Source organism: Nocardia sp. NPDC049707 (assembly GCF_040674855.1).
In the GTDB taxonomy this organism is placed as follows: domain Bacteria; phylum Actinomycetota; class Actinomycetes; order Mycobacteriales; family Mycobacteriaceae; genus Nocardia.
The window spans coordinates 1-20152 of the sequence record NZ_JBFANN010000074.1 but is presented as its reverse complement, the minus strand read 5'-3'; the positions used below and the strand labels follow the sequence as shown (position 1 = coordinate 20152).

Here is a 20152-nt window from a genome sequence, read left to right as displayed (position 1 = left end):
GCGGCCCGTCTCGCGTCCGAGTCGTCGAAGCGCATGCGCCGCAGGCGCGAGTCTCGACGGCTCGGACGCGAGACAGAAGGGGGCCGCGAACACGCAGCGCCGCAGGCGCTGCAAATCAAACACGGAATCACCGCGCGGTCCACCCGCCGTCCATGGTGTAGGAGGCGCCGGTGACCATGCCCGCATTAGGCGAGGCGAGCCAACCCACCAGGGACGCGACCTCTTCCGGTTCCACCAGGCGCTTGATCGCGCTCTCGGTGAGCAACACCCGCTCGAGCACCTGCTGCTCGTCGATGCCGTGCGCCTTGGCCTGATCGGCAATTTGCTTGTCCACCAACGGTGTTCGGACATAGCCGGGATTGACGCAATTGCTGGTGACGCCGTGACGGCCGCCCTCCAGCGCGGTCACCTTGGACAGGCCCTCCAGTGCGTGCTTGGCCGTCACATACGCGACCTTGTATTCGGACGCGCGCAACCCGTGCACCGAGGACAGATTGATGATCCGCCCGAAGCCGCGTTGATACATCTGCGGCAGTGCCGCGCGGATCAGCAGGAACGGTGCTTCGACCATGAGGGTCATCAGGTTCCGGAATCGCTCCGGTGGGAAGTCCTCGATCGGGTTGATGCTCTGTACTCCGGCATTGTTCACCAGGATGTCCACGTCCAGGGTGAGTTCTTCCAGTGCCGCGACATCGAGAAGGTTGATGGCCCAGGCTTTTCCGTCGATCTCGGCCGCGAGTGCCTTCGCGCCGACGTCATCGATATCGGCGATGGTGACGGTGGCGCCGCGTGCCGCGAATTCTCTGGCGCAGGCGGCGCCGATGCCGCTGGCGCCGCCGGTGATCAGGACGGAACGTCCGGTCAGATCACTCATGTGAGTTCCGCTCCTAGCTTGTCGGCCGGCGTTGCCGGAGTGGGTGCCGGTTGTGCGGCAAGGGTTTTCGCGTCGGCGGTGTCGAGGCTCTCCAGCGCGATACCTTTCGTTTCGCGGGCGAACAGGACCGCGATCGCGGTGATCGCCGCGGCGGCGGCCAGATACAGGGCGATCGGTACCGCTGAGTTGTAGGTATTGAGCAAGCGCACGGCGATGATCGGGGCGAGCGATCCGGCCACGATCGAGGTGACCTGATAACCGAGGGAGACACCGGAATACCGCATCCGGGTCGGGAACATCTCGGCCATGATCGCGGGCTGGCCCGCATACATGAAGGCGTGGAATATCAGGCCGATAATGATCGCGGACATGATGATCACGTTGTGACCGCTGTCCATCATGGGGAAGGCGAAGAAGCCCCAGGTGCCCGCGGTGAGCGCGCCGACCAGATATACCGGCCGCCTGCCGAAGCGATCGGAGAGGTTGCCTGCCAACGGAACCATGACGAAGTGCACGGCATGGGCGGCCAGCAGCCACCAGAGGATGACCTTGGTATCGACGTGCACATGCACCTTGAGATAGGTGATGGTGAAGGTGACCACCAGGTAGTAGAGGATATTCTCGCCGAACCGCAGACCCATGGCGGTGAATACACCGCGCGGGTAGCGCCGCAGCACCTCGACGACACTGAGCGAATTTGCCTTGATCTGTTCGATTTCCTGCTGTGCCGCAACGAAAATGGGTGCGTCGGTGACTTTGGTGCGGATGTAGTAGCCGACCAACACGACCACCGCGGACAGCCAGAAGGCGACGCGCCAACCCCAGCTCAGGAAGGCGGCGTCGGAGAGCGTCGAGGTCAATGCGAGCAGCGCGACCGTCGCCAGCATATTGCCCACCGGCACCCCGGCCTGCGGCCAGCTCGCCCAGAAACCGCGGCTCTTGTTCGGACTGTGCTCGGCGACGAGCAATACCGCGCCACCCCATTCGCCGCCGACCGCGAAGCCCTGGATGAATCGCAGGACGACCAGCAAGGCCGGTGCCCAATAACCGATTTGGGCGAAGGTGGGCAGACAGCCCATGAGGAAGGTCGCGCTGCCGACCAGCACCAGACTGAATTGCAGCAGCTTTTTACGGCCGTATTTGTCACCGAAGTGTCCGAAGACGACCCCGCCCAGCGGACGTGCGGCGAAGCCGACGGCGTAGGTGATGAAGGCGGCGAGGATCGCGTCGAGATCGCTGGTGCCCTTGGCGAAGAACACCTTGCTGAACACAAGCGTCGCGGCCGTGCCGTAGAGGAAGAATTCGTACCACTCGACCACGGTGCCCGCCATCGACGCGGCCACCACCCGCCTCAGGCCGGCCGCTGTCCCGCCGGGATCGTTTCCCGTCGGCGGCTTCGCATCGCGCACACTCATCGAACATCTCCTTCATGACCGGGGGCACATCCGACAAGAAGATGTGACGGCCCCCACATGTCGTGGTCAGGACGAGTATTAGTGCACATATCTTCGGCCGCAATGACCAGTTGTGCAGTGGGCATCTGCAAGAATGCAGATATGAGTCAGGTCGTCTCGGGTCCCAACCGCCCCAGCGCGGACGATCTGCTGGTTCTGCTCGCCGTCGGGCGGTCCGGGCGTTTCGTATCCGCCGCCGAGGAGCTCGGGATCAACCACACCACCATCTCGCGCCGCATCGCCGCACTGGAGCAGACACTGGGCGGGCGGGTGCTCACCCGGGTGACCGGTGGTTGGGAATTGACCGAACTCGGGCGGGAGGCATTGGCCGCGGCCGAGGCGGTGGAGTCCGCGGTCAAGTCACTGGCTACCGATGCCGATGGCACTCGGGTGCTCGAGGGCGTGGTCCGGATTTCGGCGACCGACGGATTCAGTGCCTATATGGCCGCGCCGGCCGCTGCCGAGGTGCAGCGGCGGCATCCGAAGATCTCCGTCGAGATCGTCGCGACGACCCGTCGCGCGTCCCAGCAGCGTTCGGGTCTGGATATCGAAGTGGTGGTGGGCAAACCGCAAGTGCATCGCGCGAAGGCAATTCGGTTGGCCGATTACTGCCTCGGGCTCTACGGTTCGCGTGACTATCTCCGTGCACGCGGGACACCGACGGCGATAGCGGATCTCGCGCGCCACTCGCTGGTCTACTTCATCGATTCGATGCTGCAAGTCGACGATCTGGACCTGGCCTCCAGTTTCGCGCCCGCGATGCGTGAATCCGTGACTTCCACCAATGTTTTCGTGCACGTCGAAGCGACCCGCGCGGCCGCGGGCATCGGTCTACTGCCCTGCTTTATGGCCGATCGTCACGACGATCTGACCCGGGTGCTCGGCAAGGAGGTCTCCGTTCGGCTCGCCTACTGGCTTGTCGTCCGCACCGAGACATTGCGCAGGCCCGAGGTAGCGGCGGTCGTCGACGCGATTCAGGTTCGGGTGCGCGAGCAGCGCAGTGTTTTGCTCGGTTTACCGATGTAATCGTTCGATGGCCGGCTCGATCGCAATGTGGTGCGCATCGCGCCGTCGGCCATCGACCGGAAAATCCGAGCGGGCGAGGGGGTTCAGGACAACACGTCCGGGGTCAAGGTGCCGTCGGTCATGTTGTAGACGGCGTTCATCTGGTGGAGGTGGGTGCGGTCGTGGGTTACCAGGAGGGTGGCGGCGTTGTGGGTGCGGGCTACGGTGAGGATGAGTTCGATGACGGCGGCGCCGCGTTCGGTGTCGAGGGCGCTGGTTGGTTCGTCGATGACGAGCAGGGCCGGGTCGTTCATCAGGGCGCGGGCTATGTTGACGCGTTGGCGTTGGCCGCCGGAGAGTTGGGCGGGGCGTTTGGCGTAGTGGCCGGACAGGCCGACGGCGTCGAGTAATTCCATTGCCTTGGTGCGGGTTTCGCGGCGTTCGGCGCGCGAGTTGAAGAGGCGCTGGCCGAGGTGGGACATGGCCTCCAGTTGTTCGACGGCGGTCAGGGCGGGGATGAGGTTGGGCTGTTGGAAGACGATGCCGATGGACGAGCGGCGTACGGCGGCGGCTTCGCGGCGGGTCAAAGTAGTGAGATCCACTGTGCCGTCAGGGGTTTCGAGGGCTATGCGGCCGGAGTCGGGGCGGATCAGGGTGGAGACCACGGCGAGCAGGCTGGATTTTCCGGAGCCGGAGGGGCCGGTGATCGCGGCGATGGTGCCGCCGGGCACGTGCAGGTTCACCTCGTTCAGTGCGGTGAGGCGGCCTGCGCCGTCCGGGTAGGTGAGGGTTGTTTCGCTCACGGTGAGAGCGGTTTTCGTCATGGTTGTGGTGGTCATGCGTTACTCCGGAGATCAGCGCGCCGCGCCGAGGGCGGTCAGCGGGTCGGTGGTGAACAGGAAGCGCAGGGCGAAGGCGGCGCCGAGCAGACCGAGGACGATCAGGGCCGCGGCCGGGAAAAGGGTTGTCGAAAGGCTGAGCACGAAGGGCAGCGCGTCACCGATGAATAGTGCTGCGGCAATGGTGATTCCGAGTCCGACCGCGACACCCGCGGTCAGCACGATCGCCGCTTGGGCGAGGGCGTCGCGGACCAGCGCGCCGGATGTCGCGCCGAGTGCCTTCAACGTCGCGATATCGGGCATGCGCTGCACCGTCCACACGGTGAAGAAGGCGCCGATCACCAAGGCCGAGATGGCGAACAGCAGCACGGTCATCAGTGTCAGCGAACCATTTTCGGCCTGGTAGGAACTCAATGCCGAGAGCGATCCGGAGACGCTGGTCGAGGTCGTGTGCGCGGATGCGTTGACGGCGGCGGCATCCGGGATGTCGGATACCGCGAGCACCGTGGCGGCACCACCGCGCGGACTCACCGATTGCCAGTCGGCGAGCGTCATCCAGACGACGGGGGTGTGGCTGTACCAATCGTCGCCCTGCACCGCCGCCACCCGGAAGCTGCCCGCGCCGAGTGTGACAGTGTCACCGGCGATGGCATCGAGGGCCTTGGCCGCGCCGGTGCTGAGCACAATGGTGCCGGAATCGGTTGCGACGCGGTTGCCGACTGCGGTTCCCGCGGTACCGAACAGTGCGACCTGGGCGGGCTTGCTCACGCCCGGCCCCGAGACCGCACCCTGCGCCCGGCTGATGCCGATCGGGTCCACGGTGGTCGCGGCGGCCTGCCAGGTCTTGACCTGCTGCTCGGTCAGCGCGGAGGTGTCGAAGGAGGGATCCGCGCCGTTATCGGCGAAGACCAGGGCATCGGCGTGGATCGCCTCGATGGCCGAGATGTTCTGGTGCGCGAGTCCGGCGGTGAGACCGCTGAGGAAACTCACCAGCAGTGCCACCAGCGTGACGACCAGTGTGATGAGCAGAAAACGGCCGCGTGCGGCCCGCAGATCTCGGAGTGCGACGAACATGCCACTACCTTGCCGGGCGCCGGCGCCCCCGCCATCGCGCACGCGGAGGAATGCGCCCCGATCGAAGGTTTGCCGGTGTTTTACGCCTTTCGGTGGATGCCGCCCGAATAGCCGCACATAAGCTGGCAACGTGCATTCATCGCCGTTCACGCCTGTCTTCACCGCGCTGCGGCTGGGGCTGCATGTCCTGGTGACGACGCTGGCCGTGGTCGTCGCAGTGCGCGCACTGCTGCCGGGCGCCGAACATCGGCTCGGCGTCGTCACGCTGATCGTGGCGTTCCTGGCTGTGTACTTCGCGGGTGCGTTGGTCGGCCGCCATCCGGCGGGCATCGGCAGTTGGCTGGCGGCGCTGACGGTGTTGTGGCTCGGCCTCGTGGTGCTCGCACCCGATGCCGGATACCTCGCATTCGGCATGTTCTTCCTCTACCTGCACCTGCTGCCACGCCCGTGGAGTCTGCTCGCGGTCGGTGCGGCCATGGTGGTCGCGGTGCTCGGTTTCGGGGTGCATCGCGGCTGGTCGGTGGCGGGTGTGATCGGGCCGATGCTCGGCGCGGCCGTCGCGGTGGGGATCGGGCTCGGCTATGCGGCGCTGTTCCGCGAATCCGCCGAACGTCAGCGCCTGATCGACGAATTGCTCAGTACCCGAGCAACGCTCGCGGAGCAGGAGCGCACGGCGGGTAAGTTGGCCGAGCGTGAGCGGTTGGCGCAGGAGATCCACGACACTGTCGCGCAGGGGTTGAGCAGCATCCAGCTCCTGCTGCATGCCGCGGAGCAGTCGGCACCGGATCATCCCGCGCTGCAACAGATTCGGCTGGCCCGCGAGACCGCAGCGGAGAATCTGGCCGAAACCCGAAGGCTGATAGCGGAATTGACCCCCGCCGCCCTGGAGGGGCAGAGCCTGGCACAGGCGCTCGAGCGCATCTGCCGACGCGCGGAGACTCCGGGACTGCTGACCCAGATGGTCGTCGAGGGCACCCCGGAGCGCCTGCCGATGCCCGTCGAGGCCGCACTGGTTCGGATCGCGCAGGGGGCGGTCTCGAACGTGGTGCGCCACGCGGGCGCGAGCCGGATGCGGTTGACCCTGACCTACGCCGATACCGATGTGTACCTCGACGTGGTCGACGACGGCACGGGCATCGATCCGTCGGTGCTCGACCGCGCACCGACGGGCACCTTCGGATTGGCCGCCATGCGCAGTCGCGTCGAACAGCAGGGCGGCACAATGGCGGTCGAGTCCGAGCCCGGTCACACCGCGGTCACCATCTCGTTTCCGCTCGAGCCGACATCCACGGAATCCGGTTCCGACGCAGTCGATTCCGGCCCGTCCGCGGCCGCCTCCGGCCAGGGCACAGCACAGGCAACCGACCAGGAGCACCGTCTATGATTCGCCTACTCCTGGCCGACGACCACGCCATCGTGCGCGCGGGCCTGCGCGCATTACTGGACAGCAATGCCGACATCACCGTCGTCGGTGATGCGGCGACCGCCGAGGCCGCCGTCGCCTTCTGCGCCACCACCCCGGTCGACCTGGTGCTGATGGATCTCAGCTTCGGCCCCGGCCGTTCCGGCGTCGATGCGACCGCCGAATTGCGTGCGCTCGCGCAGCCGCCCAATGTTCTGGTCGTCACCAACTACGACACCGATGCCGACATTCTCGGCGCCATCGAGGCCGGAGCCTGCGGGTACATCCTCAAGGACACCCCACCGGTGGAGCTGCTCGCGGCGGTGCGCTCGGCGGCCGCAGGGGGCAGCGTGCTCTCGCCCGCGGTGGCTTCCAAACTGATGACCCGCGTGCGCCGCGCCGACACCACCCTGAGTCCGCGCGAAATCGAGGTGTTGCGCCTGGTGGCCGATGGCCGCTCGAACCGGGAGATCGCCAAGGAACTGTTCCTCAGCGAAACCACCGTCAAATCCCACCTCGTGCACATCTACGCCAAACTGGGCGTCCGCTCGCGCACCTCCGCCGTCGCCCGCGCCCGCGAACAAGGCGCCATCTGAACAGCCGCGCGCAGTATTCGGCGATGCGCGGCCCGTCGGCGCGGGATATGGACCTAGGGTTGGCGAATGGCCTCACTCTCGGATCCCGCAGTGCGCGAATTCCTCTCTCACGGCACCCGAACCGCAAAGGTCGCACTCATGGCCGCCGATGGACGTCCGATCGTGACGCCGGTCTGGTTCGTCCTCGAGGGTGACGAACTGGTCTTCAATACCGGCAAAGCCACGGCCAAGGGCAAGGCGTTCGCCCGCGATCCGCGCATCGCGGTGGTGGTCGACCTCGAGGAAGCGCCGTACTCGTCCATTCAGCTCCAGGGCACCGTGACCCTGTCCGAGGATCCCGACGAACTCCTGCGCACCGCCACCGAGATCGGTGGCCGCTATATGGGCGCGGACCGCGCGGAGGAATTCGGCAAGCGCAATGGCGTCCCGGGCGAACTGGTGGTCCGGCTGCGCCCGACCAAGGTGATCGCCCACTTCGACGCGACGGCCTGAGCCCTCCATAGACTCACCCCAATGACCGTGCACTTCATCGGGGCCGGACCGGGCGCCGCGGATCTGCTGACCGTCCGTGCGGTCGAACTGCTGCGCACCGCCCCCGTCTGCCTCTACCCGGGCACCTACCTGGACCCCGAGGTGCTCGCGCACTGTGCCCCCGATGCCGAACTGATCGACACCCAATACCTGGATATCGACCAGATCACCGAGCACTTGGTGCAGGCCCACCGCTGCGGTAAGGATGTCGCCCGCCTCTGCTCCGGCGACCCTTCCATCTATTCGGCCCTCACCGAACAGACCCGCCGCCTCGACGCCGCGGTCGTGCCATGGGACGTCACTCCCGGCGTCCCCGCCTACGCCGCCGCGGCCGCCCTGCTCGGCACCGAGCTGACCGTTCCCGAAGTGGTCCAATCGGTGGTCCTCACCCGCACTCGGGCCCGCTCCACCGCCATGCCCGAATCCGAAAGCCTCGCGAACTTCGCCCGAACACAGGCCACGCTGGTGCTGCATCTGGCCATCAGCCGAATCCGCCTCCTGGCGGCCGAGCTGATTCCGGACTACGGCGCCGATTGCCCGGCCGCGGTGGTCTACCGGGCCAGCCAACCCGACCAACTGGTCCTGCGCGGCACCCTCGGCGATATCGCTGACCAGGTCGAATCCGCGGATCTGCGCCAAGCCGCGGTCATCCTCGTCGGCCGCGCCCTCACCCCGAATCTGGACTGCGCCCAGTCCCATCTCTACGACCCGGCCCGCGATCGCCACCGACCTTCGCGAGCAGTGTGAGATCGGTGACAGTCACCCAGCAAACGTGCGATGATCCCACGGCCTGGGGTGATGTTCCCGAGCTATGGAAGCTGATTGGTCGGAGAGCGAGGGCGACGGTAGATTGTCTCGGTGATCTGGATTGATCTTCCCGGCGGAGCCGGTCGGTGGGTAGTGGGCATGGTCGCGCCCATGTAACGAGGTCGGCCTGGTGGGCAGATAGTGCCAATGAACATTTTTGCTTGATTGATGAGAACTGAACGCGGGAACACAGACGCCATGCTCGGATAGGTGCGCGTCCATGTTCCGGTGTTCATCGGGGAGCGCTCGTGTGGTGTTCCGGAAGCGAGGTTACGGTTGGACCGGCTGGATTTCGGCGGAAACGGCGAAACTGGTAACACACGGGCGGACGCTACGCAGGATGCCGCGGAGTACTTTCCGCTGTCGCCCGCACAGCTGGGCATTTGGTATGCGCAGCATGTGGATCCGCAGGTCCCGATCAATATCGCGCAGTATGTAGAGGTCCACGGCGATATCGATCGGCCCGTGCTGCGGGAAGCCAGCATCATCGCCTCGCGCGAGTTCGGCTCGGGCTTCCTGCGGATCGTCGAACGCGACGGTGAGCCGCTGCAATACGTCGACCATTCGATCCCCGATTCCGACGATGTCGGCTACGTCGATCTGCGTGCCGAGGACGACCCGGTGGCCGCGGCCAACGCCTGGATGCGCGCTGAGTACAGCCGTCCGCTGGATATGGTCAATGACCGCCTGATGATGACTACCGTCCTGCAACTCGCGGACCGGCACTGGTACTGGTACTCGCGGGTGCATCACATCGTGCTCGACGGTTTCGGTGCGATGACCTACATGAAGCGGTTCGGCGATATCTACACCGCGCTGCTGAACGGCACCGAGCCGCCGGCCTACAAGGCCGTCGATCTGCGCTCCGTGTACGAATCCGAGCTGGCCTACCGCGACAGCACTCGCTTCCAGTCCGATAAGGAGCACTGGGCGCAGCGGGTCGCCGGGCTGGAGGACGGAACCAGCCTGGTCGGTCGGTCCGCACCACCGGCGCCGCTCAACGGGGTGTCGAGTGCGGCATTGTCCGCGGAGCAGGAGGCGCTGCTCGCCGATGCGGTTACCCGCCACGACAATTCCCCGGCCGGTCTGCTGGTCGCCGGTTTTGCCGCGTATCTGGCCCAGTGGACCGGTGCGCAAGAGGTGATTCTGAGCCTGCCGGTGACCGCGCGCACCACCGCCGCGATGCGCCGCTCCGGCGGTGTGACCTCGAATATCGTGCCGTTGCGGCTGCGGGTCGGCTATGACACCACCGTCGCCGAGCTGCTGCGCTCGGTGACCGTCGAGGTGTCGGGTGCGCTGCGCCATCAGCGCTACCGGCACGAGGACATCCGACGCGACAGCATGGGCGCCAACACCGGAAATGGTGTCGGCGCGGAGTTCTTCGGTCCGTGGGTCAATATCATGTTGTTCCACAACGAGGTCGTGCTCGGCGAGTCCCACGGCGAGTTCAACGTGCTGTCCACCGGCAGCATCGAGGACCTCGGTGTCAATTTTTATCAGTCGGTCGGCGGCACCCGTTCGCATATCGACTTCGAGACCAACCCGAACCTCTACACCGAGGCCGAAGCCGCACAGCATCATTCGCGGTTCCTCGAGTTCTTCAGCCGGTTCCTGGCCGCCGATGCCGACGCCGTGGTGTGGGAGCTGCCCACCGCCACCGAGGACGAGCGCGAACTGACGCTGCAGGAGTGGAACGACTCCGAACAGGACGTCCCGGAAACCACTCTGGCGGCCCTGCTGGATGCGCAGATTCAGCTGACCCCGGACAATATCGCCCTCGATTTCGAGGGCGCGCAACTCACCTACGCGGAGTTCGCGACGCGGGTCAACCGCCTGGCCCGGTTCCTGATCGCCGACGGTGTCGGCCCGGAATCGCTTGTCGCGCTCGGTATGCGACGTTCGCTGGATCTGGTCATCGGTATGCACGCGGTACTGAAGGCCGGTGGCGCGTATGTGCCGATCGATCCGGATCATCCGGCCGAGCGCACGGCCTACATCCTCGAGTCCGCGGCACCGGTCTGTGTACTGACGGTCGCCGCCGACGAACTCGAGCTGCCGGAATCGGTGCGCCGGGTGGAAATCGACACCCTGGACGTATCAGCGTACGACGCCGCTCCGGTGACGGATTCGGAGCGCCGCGCACCGCTGTTGCCGGACAACACCGCCTATGTGATCTACACCTCGGGTTCGACCGGACGCCCGAAAGGTGTCGCGGTAACCCATCATGCGATCGTCAACCAGCAGCTGTGGATGCTCGGCGAGTACCGCATCAGCGCCGACGATGTGTACCTGCAAAAGACCGCGACCACCTTCGACGTCTCGCTGTGGGGTTACTTCCTGCCGCTGATGGTCGGCGCGAAACTCGTTATCGCGACCCCGGACGGGCATCGCGATCCGCTGTATGTCGCCGAGATGATCGAGCGGCACCGGGTCACCGTCACCGACTTCGTGCCGTCCATGCTGACGGTCTTCGTCGCCCATGCCACCGTCGCCCAATGTGCCACGCTGCGTGCGGTTTTCGTCATCGGTGAGGCGCTGCCGCCGGAGACCGCCGCGAAATTCAGGGAGATCACCACTGATTTCGCTGATCGCTCCGGGGGCTCGGCTCCCGCCGGTCTGCACAACCTGTACGGCCCCACCGAGGCCGCGGTTTCGGTCACCTACTGGGAGGCGACCGCTGCCGATACCGTCACGGTGCCGATCGGTATTCCCGAGTGGAATGTCCAGGTCTACGTGCTGGATTCGCGGCTGCGCCCGGCGGCCGTCGGCGCACCGGGTGAGCTGTATCTGGGTGGGCGTCAGCTGGCGCGCGGTTACCGCGGTCGTCCGGACCTGACCTCGGATCGATTCGTTGCCAGCCCGTTCGGCGGCAATGGCGAGCGCATGTACCGCACCGGTGACCTGGTGCGCTGGAATGCCGCGGGCACCCTGGAATACATTGGCCGCACCGACTTCCAGGTGAAATTCCGCGGTCAGCGCATCGAACTCGGTGAGATCGAAACCGAACTCCTTGCCCATAGCGCAGTGAGCCAGTCCGCCGTGCTGGTGGTTGATACCGCCACCGGTCAGCAGTTGGTCGCGTATGTGGTGCCCGCGCCGGGACGGTCGATCGAATCGATCGAACTCACCAGGTTCGTCGCGGAAAAGCTGCCGAGCTACATGGTGCCCGCGGCGATCATGGTGCTGGACGCCTTCCCGCTCAACACCTCCGGCAAGCTGGATCGAAAGGCCCTGCCGGAGCCGGTATTCAGCGTGGACGCGGCCGGATTCCGGGCTCCGCGTACCCCTGCCGAGCAGATCGTGGCGGCGATCTTCGCCGATGTGCTCAGCCAGGAGCGCATCGGCATCGATGACAACTTCTTCGATCTGGGCGGCAACTCGCTGGTCGCCACCCAGGTGGTGGCCCGGATCGGCGCGGCATTCGGCACCCGGATCGGGGTGCGCGCGCTGTTCGAGACCCCGACCGTGGCCGGTCTGGCCGCCCGCGCCGAATCGGCCCAGTCCACCGATCGGCCGCGCCCGGCCCTGGTGGCCCAGCAGCTGCCCGAGCGGGTGCCGCTGTCGCTGGCTCAGCAGCGGATGTGGTTCATCAACCAATTCGACTCCACGGTGCCGACCTACAACCTGCCGTTCGTGGTGCGGTTGGGCGGTCAGGTCGATTTCGACGCGATGCAGGCCGCGCTCACCGATGTGCTGACCCGCCAGGAATCGCTGCGCACGATTTTCCCGAACTCGGGCGACGGCGCCTATCAGCAGGTGCTGCCGATCGAGGATGTCGACCTCGGTGTCACCGTGCAGCCGCTCGTGGCATCCGAACTGCTCGACGTGCTCACCGAATTCGCCTCCGCCGGCTTCGATGTCTCCACCGAGCTGCCCATTCGGGTGCGCCTGTATCAGATCACCGGTGCGTCCTCCGAGGAAACGCCCGAGTACGCGCTCGCCTTCGTCGTGCACCACATCGCGGCGGACGGCTTCTCGTTCGGGCCGCTCGCGCGCGACGTCACTACCGCGTATCTGGCCCGTGCGGCCGGAGCAGCGCCCGCTTGGGCACCCCTGCCGGTGCAGTACCGCGACTACACCTTGTGGCAGCGCGAATTGCTCGGCGCCGAAAGCGATTCCGACTCCCTGGCCGGCCGTGAGATCGCCTACTGGCGTAACGCGCTGGCCGGACTGCCGGATCAGCTGGATCTGCCCACCGATCGGCAGCGTCCGCCGGTGCAGAGCTTCCGCGGCGCGCAGTTCAATTTCGACATCGATGCCGAACTACACATCCGGCTGAGCGCACTGGCTCGCGCCGAGGGCGCGACCCCGTTCATGGTGCTGCACGCCGCGCTGGCACTGCTGCTGGCCCGGCTGTCCGGCACCACCGATATCGCCATCGGCACCCCGATCGCCGGACGTGGCGAACAGGCGCTCGACGACCTGATCGGTATGTTCGTCAATACGCTCGTGCTGCGCTCGGAGGTCGAGCCGAGTCGGTCCTTCACCGAATTCCTCGCGCGCACCAGGGAAGTCGATCTCGCGGCCTTTGCATACAGCGGCGTTCCGTTCGAACGGATCGTCGAGGTGGTCAACCCGACCCGATCCCAGGCGCGGCACCCGCTGTTCCAGGTGATGCTGTCGTTCCAGGAAATGTCACACGGCACGCTGGAACTGCCCGGATTGTCGGTATCGGCCGCCGAACTCGAAGTCCACATCGCCAAATTCGATCTGCTCTGGACGCTGACCGAACAGCGCGGCAGCCAGGGTGAGCCCGCGGGCGTTTCGGTTGCCGTCTCCTACGCCACCGATCTGTTCGACGAGGCGACGGTATCGTCGTTCGCCGATCGGCTGGTGCGGATTCTGCGCGGGGTCACCGCGGATCCGGCGGCGATCGTCGGCGATATCGATCTGCTCGACGAACGCGAGGTCGAGCTGGCCCGCGACGGCTGGCACGGCGCGCCGCGCGAGCTCGAGGCGGCGGGCACGGTCAGCGATCTGTTCACCCGCCAGGTGGCCGCGACACCGGATGCGATCGCCGTGGTCGACCGCTCCGTCGATGGCTACACCCCGGCCGTCGGCGCGTCATTAACCTACGCGGAGTTCGGATCTCGGGTACACGCGCTCGCGCGCTGGCTGATCGGGGCTGGCGTCGGTCCGGACGTGCCGGTCGCGCTCGGTATGCGGCGCTCGGTCGAACTGATGGTCGCGATCCACGCGGTGCTCGAGGCCGGCGGCACCTATGTGCCGCTCGATCTCGATCAGCCTGCCGAACGCATCGCCCATGTGCTCGATACCGCGGCGCCGGCCTATGTGCTGACCACGTCCCGGGATCAGTTCGCGCCGCCGGAGCTGGCAACGGTGGTGGTCGACGAGCTCGAACTGTCCGGTATCTCCGATGCCCCGGTGACCGATGCCGAGCGCATCGCGCCGTTGCGCCCGGAGCATTTGGCGTACGCGATCTTCACCTCGGGTTCCACCGGTCGCCCGAAGGGTGTCGGGGTATCGCATGCCGCGCTGGTGCACCAGATGCGCTGGCTCATCAGCGAATTCGGGATCGGCGCCGACGATGTCGCGCTGTACAAGACGCCCGCCACCTTCGACGCGTCGGTGTGGGAGCCGTTGGCGCCCTTGCTGTCCGGTGGCCGCACCGTGATCGCCACCCACGACGGCTACCGCGACACCCAATATCTGACCGAGGTCATCGCCGCCGAACAGGTCACCATCGCCTCGTTCGTGCCGTCGTTGCTGACCGTATTCGCCGCCACCGTCGATTCGCCGGCACTGAGTTCGGTGCGCATGCTGCTGGTCGGTGGTGAGGCGTTCACCGGTGAGGCGGTGGAGGCGTTCCGCAAGCTCGGTCGCCCCGATATCACGCTGATCAACCTGTACGGCCCAACGGAATTCACCGTCAACGCCACCCACGCGGTCGTCGGCGAGGTGGTGCGTGGCGCGGTGCCGATCGGTGCGCCGGTCTGGAATACCCGGGCCTATGTGCTGGACACGCGGCTGCATCCGGTGCCGCCGGGTGTCGCGGGTGAGCTGTACCTGTCGGGTCCCCAGCTGGCGCGCGGCTATCTCACCCGCCCGGATATGACGGCCGACCGCTTCGTCGCGAACCCGTTCGGCCCCAGCGGTTCTCGCATGTACCGCACCGGTGACCTGGTGACCCGCGATGCCGCGGGACAGATCGTTTACAGCGGTCGCACCGACTTCCAGGTGAAGCTGCGCGGCGTCCGGATCGAACTCGGCGAGATCGAATCCGCTTTGCGCGCCCATCCCGCGGTGGCGCAGGCGGTCGCACTGGTCCGTTCCGACAACCGGCTCGGCGAACAGTTGGTCGCCTATGTGGTGCCGACCGAGGCCGAGCCGGCGGCCGGCTTCGATGCCGCGCTGCGCACACATCTGGCCGCCATGGTGCCCACCTACATGGTGCCCGCGGCCTTCGTGACGCTCGAGGCGATGCCGCTCAATGCGAACGGCAAGCTCGATCGACGCGCCCTGCCCAAGCCGGTCTTCGAGGTGCACACCTTCCGTGCGCCGAGCACGCCCATCGAAGAGATCGTCGCCCAGATCTTCGGCGAGGTGCTCGACCTGCCCCGCGTCGGCGTGGACGACGACTTCTTCGACCTCGGCGGCAACTCGCTGATCGCCACCCAGGTCGCCTCGCGCATCGGCACCGCACTCGATACCCGGGTGCCGGTGCGGATGGTGTTCGAGGCGTCCACGGTGGCCGCGCTGGCGGCCCGGGTGGAATCGCACGCCGGTGCCGGTGCCCGCAGCGCGCTGGTCGCCAGGGAGCGCCCCGAGGCGGTGCCGCTCTCGCTCGCACAGCAGCGCATGTGGTTCCTCAACCGCTTCGATACCGCATCGGCGGTCAACAACATTCCGATCGCGATCCGGCTCTCCGGTGATCTCGATGTCGCCGCACTGCAGGTCGCGGTGATCGACGTGATCGACCGGCACGAGTCGCTGCGCACCGTCTTCCCGGAGACCAAGAACGGTCCGATTCAGGTCGTGCTCGACGCGGCGCAGATCGTGCCCGACCTGACCCCGTACCGGGTCACCGAGGAGACCCTGGTCGAGCATCTGATCGACCTGGCCTCCATGGCCTTCGACGTCACCGACGAAGTGCCATTGCACGCCAGGCTTTTCGAGATCAGCGAGTCCGAATTCGTACTCGGCATGGTGGTGCACCACATCTCGGCCGACGGTTGGTCGATGGGGCCGCTGGCCCGCGATGTCATGGTGGCCTACGCGGCGCGCACCGCCTGGGAGTCGCCCGCGTGGTCCGCGCTGCCGGTGCAGTACGCGGACTACGCGCTGTGGCAGCGCGAGGTGCTCGGCGCCGAGGACGATCCGGAATCGCTGATCTCCAGCCAGATCCGGTACTGGACCGAGGAACTCGCCGATCTGCCCGACGAACTGGTGCTGCCGTCGGACCGCCCGCGTCCGGCGATCGCCTCCTATCGCGGTGGCACCTACGCGTTCGTGATCTCCGCCGAGACCCAGCGCGCGCTGATCGATCTGGGGCGCAAGCACAATGCGTCGCTGTTCATGGTCATGCACAGCGCGCTCGCCGTGCTGCTGGCGCGGGCCAGCGGTACCAGCGATATCGCCATCGGCACCCCGGCCGCCGGTCGCGGTGAGGCCGCGCTGGACGACCTGATCGGCATGTTCGTCAATACCCTCGTCTTGCGCACCGATGTCGCCGGTTCGGCGAGTTTCACCGATCTGCTCGCCCAGGCCAGGGAAACCGACCTGCAGGCGTTCGCGCATGCGGATCTGCCGTTCGAGCGCCTGGTCGAAATTCTCAACCCGGCCCGTTCGCAGGCGCGCAACCCGCTGTTCCAGGTGATGCTGGCGTTCCAGAACGTCAAGCAGGCCAATCTCGAATTGCCCGGACTGTCGGTCAACGGCATCGATTACGATGCGCGACTGGCCAAATTCGATCTGCAGCTGACCCTGCAAGAGACCCAGGAATCGGGCGAGGCGGCCGGTATGTCGGCCGAAATCTCCTATGCCCTCGATCTTTTCGATGAGGACACGGTGGCGGCCTTCGCACGGCGCCTCGATCGGATCCTGGCGGCCATCATCGCCGATCCGACCGTGCCGGTCGGCGATATCGAGCTGCTCGATGATCAGGAGACCGCGCTCGCGGTGATCGGCTGGAACGACACCGGGCACGATTTCCTGCCGCGTCGTCAGCCCGGCCGCACTCCGCGTCGTGCCGGTATCCACCAGAGTGGTGGGCTCACTCTGGTGGGCGAATTCGCCGCGCAGGCATCCGCCACGCCGGATGCGGTCGCGATCGTGGACCCGGCGACCGGATCCTCGCTGACGTATGCCGAATTCAGTACCCGGGTGCACCGGTTGGCGCGGCGGTTGATCGAAGCCGGTGTCGGACCGGAAAAGCTTGTCGCCCTTGGCCTGCGGCGTTCGGTCGACCTCGTGGTCGCGGCGTACGCGGTGCAGGCGGCGGGCGGCGGCTACGTGCCGTTGGACCTGGATCAGCCGGCCGAGCGGGTCAGCTATGTGCTCGAGTCGGCGGCACCGGTCTGTGTGCTGACCACCTCGCGGGACAACTTCGAAAGCGGCGGGCTGCCCACGCTTTCCATCGATGAGCTGGAGCTGTCCGAGTACTCGGACGCGCCGGTGACCGATGAGCAGCGCATCGCGCCGCTGCGGGCGGAGAACACCGCGTATGTGATCTTCACGTCGGGTTCGACGGGTCGGCCGAAGGGTGTGGCAGTGCCGCACGCTGCCGTGGTGAACCAGATCCGTTGGATCACCGGTGAATACAGCATCGGTGCCGATGACATCGTCTTGTTCAAGACCCCGGCGACGTTCGACGTGTCGGTGTGGGAGCTGTTCGGTCCGTTGAGCACCGGTGGCCGGATTGTGGTCGCCAGCCCGGACGGGCATCGCGACCCGCAATACCTGGCGGAAGTCATTGCGGCCGAACGGGTCACCATGACCTCGTTCGTGCCATCGATGCTGACCGTCTTCGCCGGTAGTGTGGCCGCTGCCGGCGGTGCGGCACTGGAGTCGTTGCGCGCATTGCTGGTCGCCGGTGAGGCCTTCACCGGTGACACCGTCGCCGCGATTCGCAATGTCAGCTCCGCCGAGCTCTACAACCTCTACGGCCCGACCGAATTCGCGGTGCACGCGACGCACGGTCCGGTCGCGCAGGGTCTGATCGGCGCGGTGCCGATCGGTCTGCCGGTGTGGAATGCCCAGGCGTACGTCCTCGATGCCCGCCTGCATCCGGTCGCGCCGGGTGTCGCGGGTGAGTTGTATCTGGCCGGTGCGCAGTTGGCGCGCGGCTACTTCGGGCGTACCGATCTGACCGCGGATCGCTTCGTGGCCAACCCGTTCGGCGCCTCCGGATCCCGGATGTACCGCACCGGCGACCTGGTGACCCGCAATGCCGACGGTGCGATCGTGTACCTGGGCCGCACCGACTTCCAGGTGAAGTTGCGCGGTCTGCGCATCGAACTCGGTGAGATCGAAACCGCTCTGACCGCACATGATTCGGTGGCCCAGGCGGTCGCGCTGGTGCGTGCGGACGCCAGGACCGGTGATCAGCTGGTCGCCTATGTGGTGCCCGCTAATGGCGGCACGGTCGACCTGGACGAACTGCGCGAGCACCTGACCGAGCAGCTGCCGTCGTACATGGTTCCCGCGGCCATCGTGGTGCTGGATGCCATGCCGTTGAACCCCAATGGCAAGCTGGATCGGCGCGCGCTGCCCGAACCCGTCTTCGAGGCCAAGGAATTCCGCGCGCCGTCGACCCCGATCGAAGAGATCGTCGTCGACATTTTCAGCGAGGTGTTGAGTCGCGACCGCATCGGCATCGACGACAACTTCTTCGATCTCGGCGGCAACTCGCTGATCGCCACCCAGGTGGTGGCGCGGCTCGGCGCGGCACTGGATACCCAGGTTCCGGTGCGCCTGCTGTTCGAGGCGCCGACCGTCGCCGCACTCGCCGCGCGCATGGAGGCCAGTGCCGGGGCCGGTGCCCGCCAGGCGCTGACTGTGCGTCCACGTCCGGAGTACCCGCCGCTGTCGCTGGCTCAGCAGCGGATGTGGTTCCTCAACCGTTTCGACGCAGATTCGGCCGCCGACAATATTCCGGCGGCGGTGCGGCTGCACGGACATCTCGATCTGCCCGCGCTGCGTGGCGCGATCGCCGATGTGATCACCCGGCACGAATCGCTGCGCACGATCTACCCGTCCCACGAGGGTGTGGCCTACCAGCAGGTGCTCGCGGCCGCGCAGGCGATGCCGGAGCTGGAGATCCTTCCGGTCGCCGAAAGCGAATTGGGCAGTGCCCTCTACGAATTCATCGGTCGCGGATTCGACATCACGACCGAATCGCCGGTGCGGATTCGGCTCTACCAGGTCGAGCGTGCGCCGCTGAGCAGTAACAAGTGGCGCGACAACACCCAGAACCACGTGCTCACGGTCGTCGTGCATCACATTGCGGCCGACGGCTTCTCGATGCGTCCGCTGGTCCGCGATCTGATGTCGGCCTACATCGCGCGCAGTTCGGAATCCGCACCGGTCTGGCCGCCGCTGGCGGTGCAGTACGTGGATTACGCACTGTGGCAACGCGAAACGCTCGGCTCGGAGGACGATCCGACCTCGCTGATCTCCGAACAGCTCGGCTACTGGCGGGAAACCCTGGCCGGATTGCCCGAGGAACTGCGCCTCTCGCCCAAACCGCGGCCGGTCGTCGCGTCGTATACGGCGCGCACACACCGATTCCAGCTGCCCGGCGCGCTCGTGGAGGCGCTGAACCGCGTCGCACACGAGCACAGCACCACGCTGTTCATGGTGGTACACAGCGCCTTCGCGACCCTGCTCGCGCGGCTGAGCGGTTCGGATGACATTGCCATCGGCATCCCGGTGGCCGGTCGTGGTGAGCAGGTCCTCGACGATCTGGTCGGCATGTTCGTCAACACGCTGGTGCTGCGCACCCAGGTCGATCCGACCGAATCGTTCACCGACCTGCTCGCCCAGGTCCGCGAACGGGATCTACAGGCCTTCGCGCACGCCGACGTGCCGTTCGAGCGGCTGGTCGAGGTGCTCAACCCGGCCCGCTCACAGGCCAGGCATCCGCTGTTCCAGGTGATGCTGTCGTTCCAGAACCTCGGACGCACCTCGCTGGAACTGCCCGGACTCACGGTGTCCGAACTCGGCATCGACCCGCCAACGGCCAAGGTCGACCTGCAGCTCACGCTGAGCGAGGGTGCCGAATCGGAGATGGCCGCCGAACTCGTCTACGCCACCGACCTTTTCGACGACCGGTTCGCCGAGACCTTCGCCGATCGCTTCGTCCGGGTGCTGCGCGGCATCACCGCCGCACCGGCGATCGCGTTGGGCGATATCGACCTGCTCGACGACACCGAGCGGGCCCAGGTGCTCGACCGGTGGAACGACACCGAATTCCCGGTGGACGCGGCGCTGACCTCGCCGGTCGGCGATGCGGCCGCGACGCTGGTTTCGCTGTTCGAGGCGCAGGCGGTGCGCACGCCGGACACGGTCGCGGTCAGCTACCAGGGGACAAGTCTTTCCTATGCCGAGTT

The 20152-nt window shown here is 66.5% G+C and carries 10 protein-coding genes; 6 read left to right on the top strand and 4 right to left on the bottom strand.

The window, feature by feature from the left end; genetic code table 11:
• Positions 1 to 127 precede the first annotated feature (127 nt).
• Together AB0J29_RS35350 and AB0J29_RS35345 are read right to left on the bottom strand one after the other, a co-directional pair.
• Positions 128 to 874, bottom strand: coding sequence for a 3-hydroxybutyrate dehydrogenase (locus AB0J29_RS35350; RefSeq protein ID WP_364795226.1), 747 nt, complete (start codon positions 872 to 874; stop codon positions 128 to 130).
• On the bottom strand, positions 871 to 2289 hold the full coding sequence (locus AB0J29_RS35345) for an MFS transporter (RefSeq protein ID WP_364795224.1): 1419 nt from the start codon (positions 2287 to 2289) through the stop codon (positions 871 to 873). Before AB0J29_RS35345 ends, AB0J29_RS35350 begins: the two co-directional genes overlap by 4 nt.
• Positions 2290 to 2430: 141 nt before the next feature.
• Here AB0J29_RS35345 and AB0J29_RS35340 point away from each other — a divergent pair, with 141 nt between their 5' ends.
• Complete coding sequence (locus AB0J29_RS35340; RefSeq protein ID WP_364795223.1) at positions 2431 to 3354, top strand: LysR family transcriptional regulator; 924 nt, start codon at positions 2431 to 2433, stop codon at positions 3352 to 3354.
• An 83-nt stretch (positions 3355 to 3437) separates the two neighbouring features.
• On the opposite strand, the gene AB0J29_RS35335 is transcribed toward AB0J29_RS35340, so the two are convergent.
• Positions 3438 to 4157 carry an ABC transporter ATP-binding protein gene (locus tag AB0J29_RS35335; protein ID WP_364795228.1) on the bottom strand — a complete coding sequence of 240 codons (720 nt, stop codon included), beginning with the start codon at positions 4155 to 4157 and terminating at the stop codon, positions 3438 to 3440.
• A 30-nt stretch (positions 4158 to 4187) separates the two neighbouring features.
• Positions 4188 to 5246, bottom strand: a complete 1059-nt coding sequence (locus tag AB0J29_RS35330; RefSeq protein ID WP_364795221.1) for an ABC transporter permease — start codon at positions 5244 to 5246, stop codon at positions 4188 to 4190.
• Between the two features lie 130 nt (positions 5247 to 5376).
• Between AB0J29_RS35330 and AB0J29_RS35325 the strand changes: the two genes are divergently transcribed.
• From AB0J29_RS35325 to AB0J29_RS35305, 5 genes are all read left to right on the top strand, one after another.
• On the top strand, positions 5377 to 6630 hold the full coding sequence (locus AB0J29_RS35325; RefSeq protein ID WP_364795219.1) for a sensor histidine kinase: 1254 nt from the start codon (positions 5377 to 5379) through the stop codon (positions 6628 to 6630).
• Entirely contained in the window at positions 6627 to 7244 is a 618-nt protein-coding gene (locus tag AB0J29_RS35320; RefSeq protein ID WP_364795218.1) for a response regulator transcription factor, read from the top strand. The genes AB0J29_RS35325 and AB0J29_RS35320 overlap by 4 nt, the downstream gene beginning before the upstream one ends.
• A gap of 66 nt (positions 7245 to 7310) precedes the next feature.
• Positions 7311 to 7736: a PPOX class F420-dependent oxidoreductase gene (locus AB0J29_RS35315; RefSeq protein ID WP_364795216.1), complete on the top strand. Its 426-nt coding sequence runs from the start codon at positions 7311 to 7313 to the stop codon at positions 7734 to 7736.
• A gap of 21 nt (positions 7737 to 7757) precedes the next feature.
• The gene (gene cobM / locus AB0J29_RS35310; RefSeq protein ID WP_364795215.1) at positions 7758 to 8522 is read left to right on the top strand and encodes a precorrin-4 C(11)-methyltransferase; all 765 of its coding nucleotides are present in this window, start codon (positions 7758 to 7760) and stop codon (positions 8520 to 8522) included.
• A 270-nt stretch (positions 8523 to 8792) separates the two neighbouring features.
• A partial coding sequence (locus tag AB0J29_RS35305; protein ID WP_364795213.1) for an amino acid adenylation domain-containing protein occupies positions 8793 to 20152 on the top strand: 11360 nt, incomplete at its 3' end.

Bases quoted from the DNA above. Each gene is read 5' to 3' on its own strand.
- AB0J29_RS35335 (WP_364795228.1), bottom strand. From the start codon at position 4,157: ATGACGAAAACCGCTCTCACCGTGAGCGAAACAACCCTCACCTACCCG.
- AB0J29_RS35315 (WP_364795216.1), top strand. From the start codon at position 7,311: ATGGCCTCACTCTCGGATCCCGCAGTGCGCGAATTCCTCTCTCACGGC.
- AB0J29_RS35340 (WP_364795223.1), top strand. From the start codon at position 2,431: ATGAGTCAGGTCGTCTCGGGTCCCAACCGCCCCAGCGCGGACGATCTG.
- AB0J29_RS35345 (WP_364795224.1), bottom strand. From the start codon at position 2,289: ATGAGTGTGCGCGATGCGAAGCCGCCGACGGGAAACGATCCCGGCGGG.
- AB0J29_RS35330 (WP_364795221.1), bottom strand. From the start codon at position 5,246: ATGTTCGTCGCACTCCGAGATCTGCGGGCCGCACGCGGCCGTTTTCTG.
- cobM (WP_364795215.1), top strand. From the start codon at position 7,758: ATGACCGTGCACTTCATCGGGGCCGGACCGGGCGCCGCGGATCTGCTG.
- AB0J29_RS35320 (WP_364795218.1), top strand. From the start codon at position 6,627: ATGATTCGCCTACTCCTGGCCGACGACCACGCCATCGTGCGCGCGGGC.
- AB0J29_RS35350 (WP_364795226.1), bottom strand. From the start codon at position 874: ATGAGTGATCTGACCGGACGTTCCGTCCTGATCACCGGCGGCGCCAGC.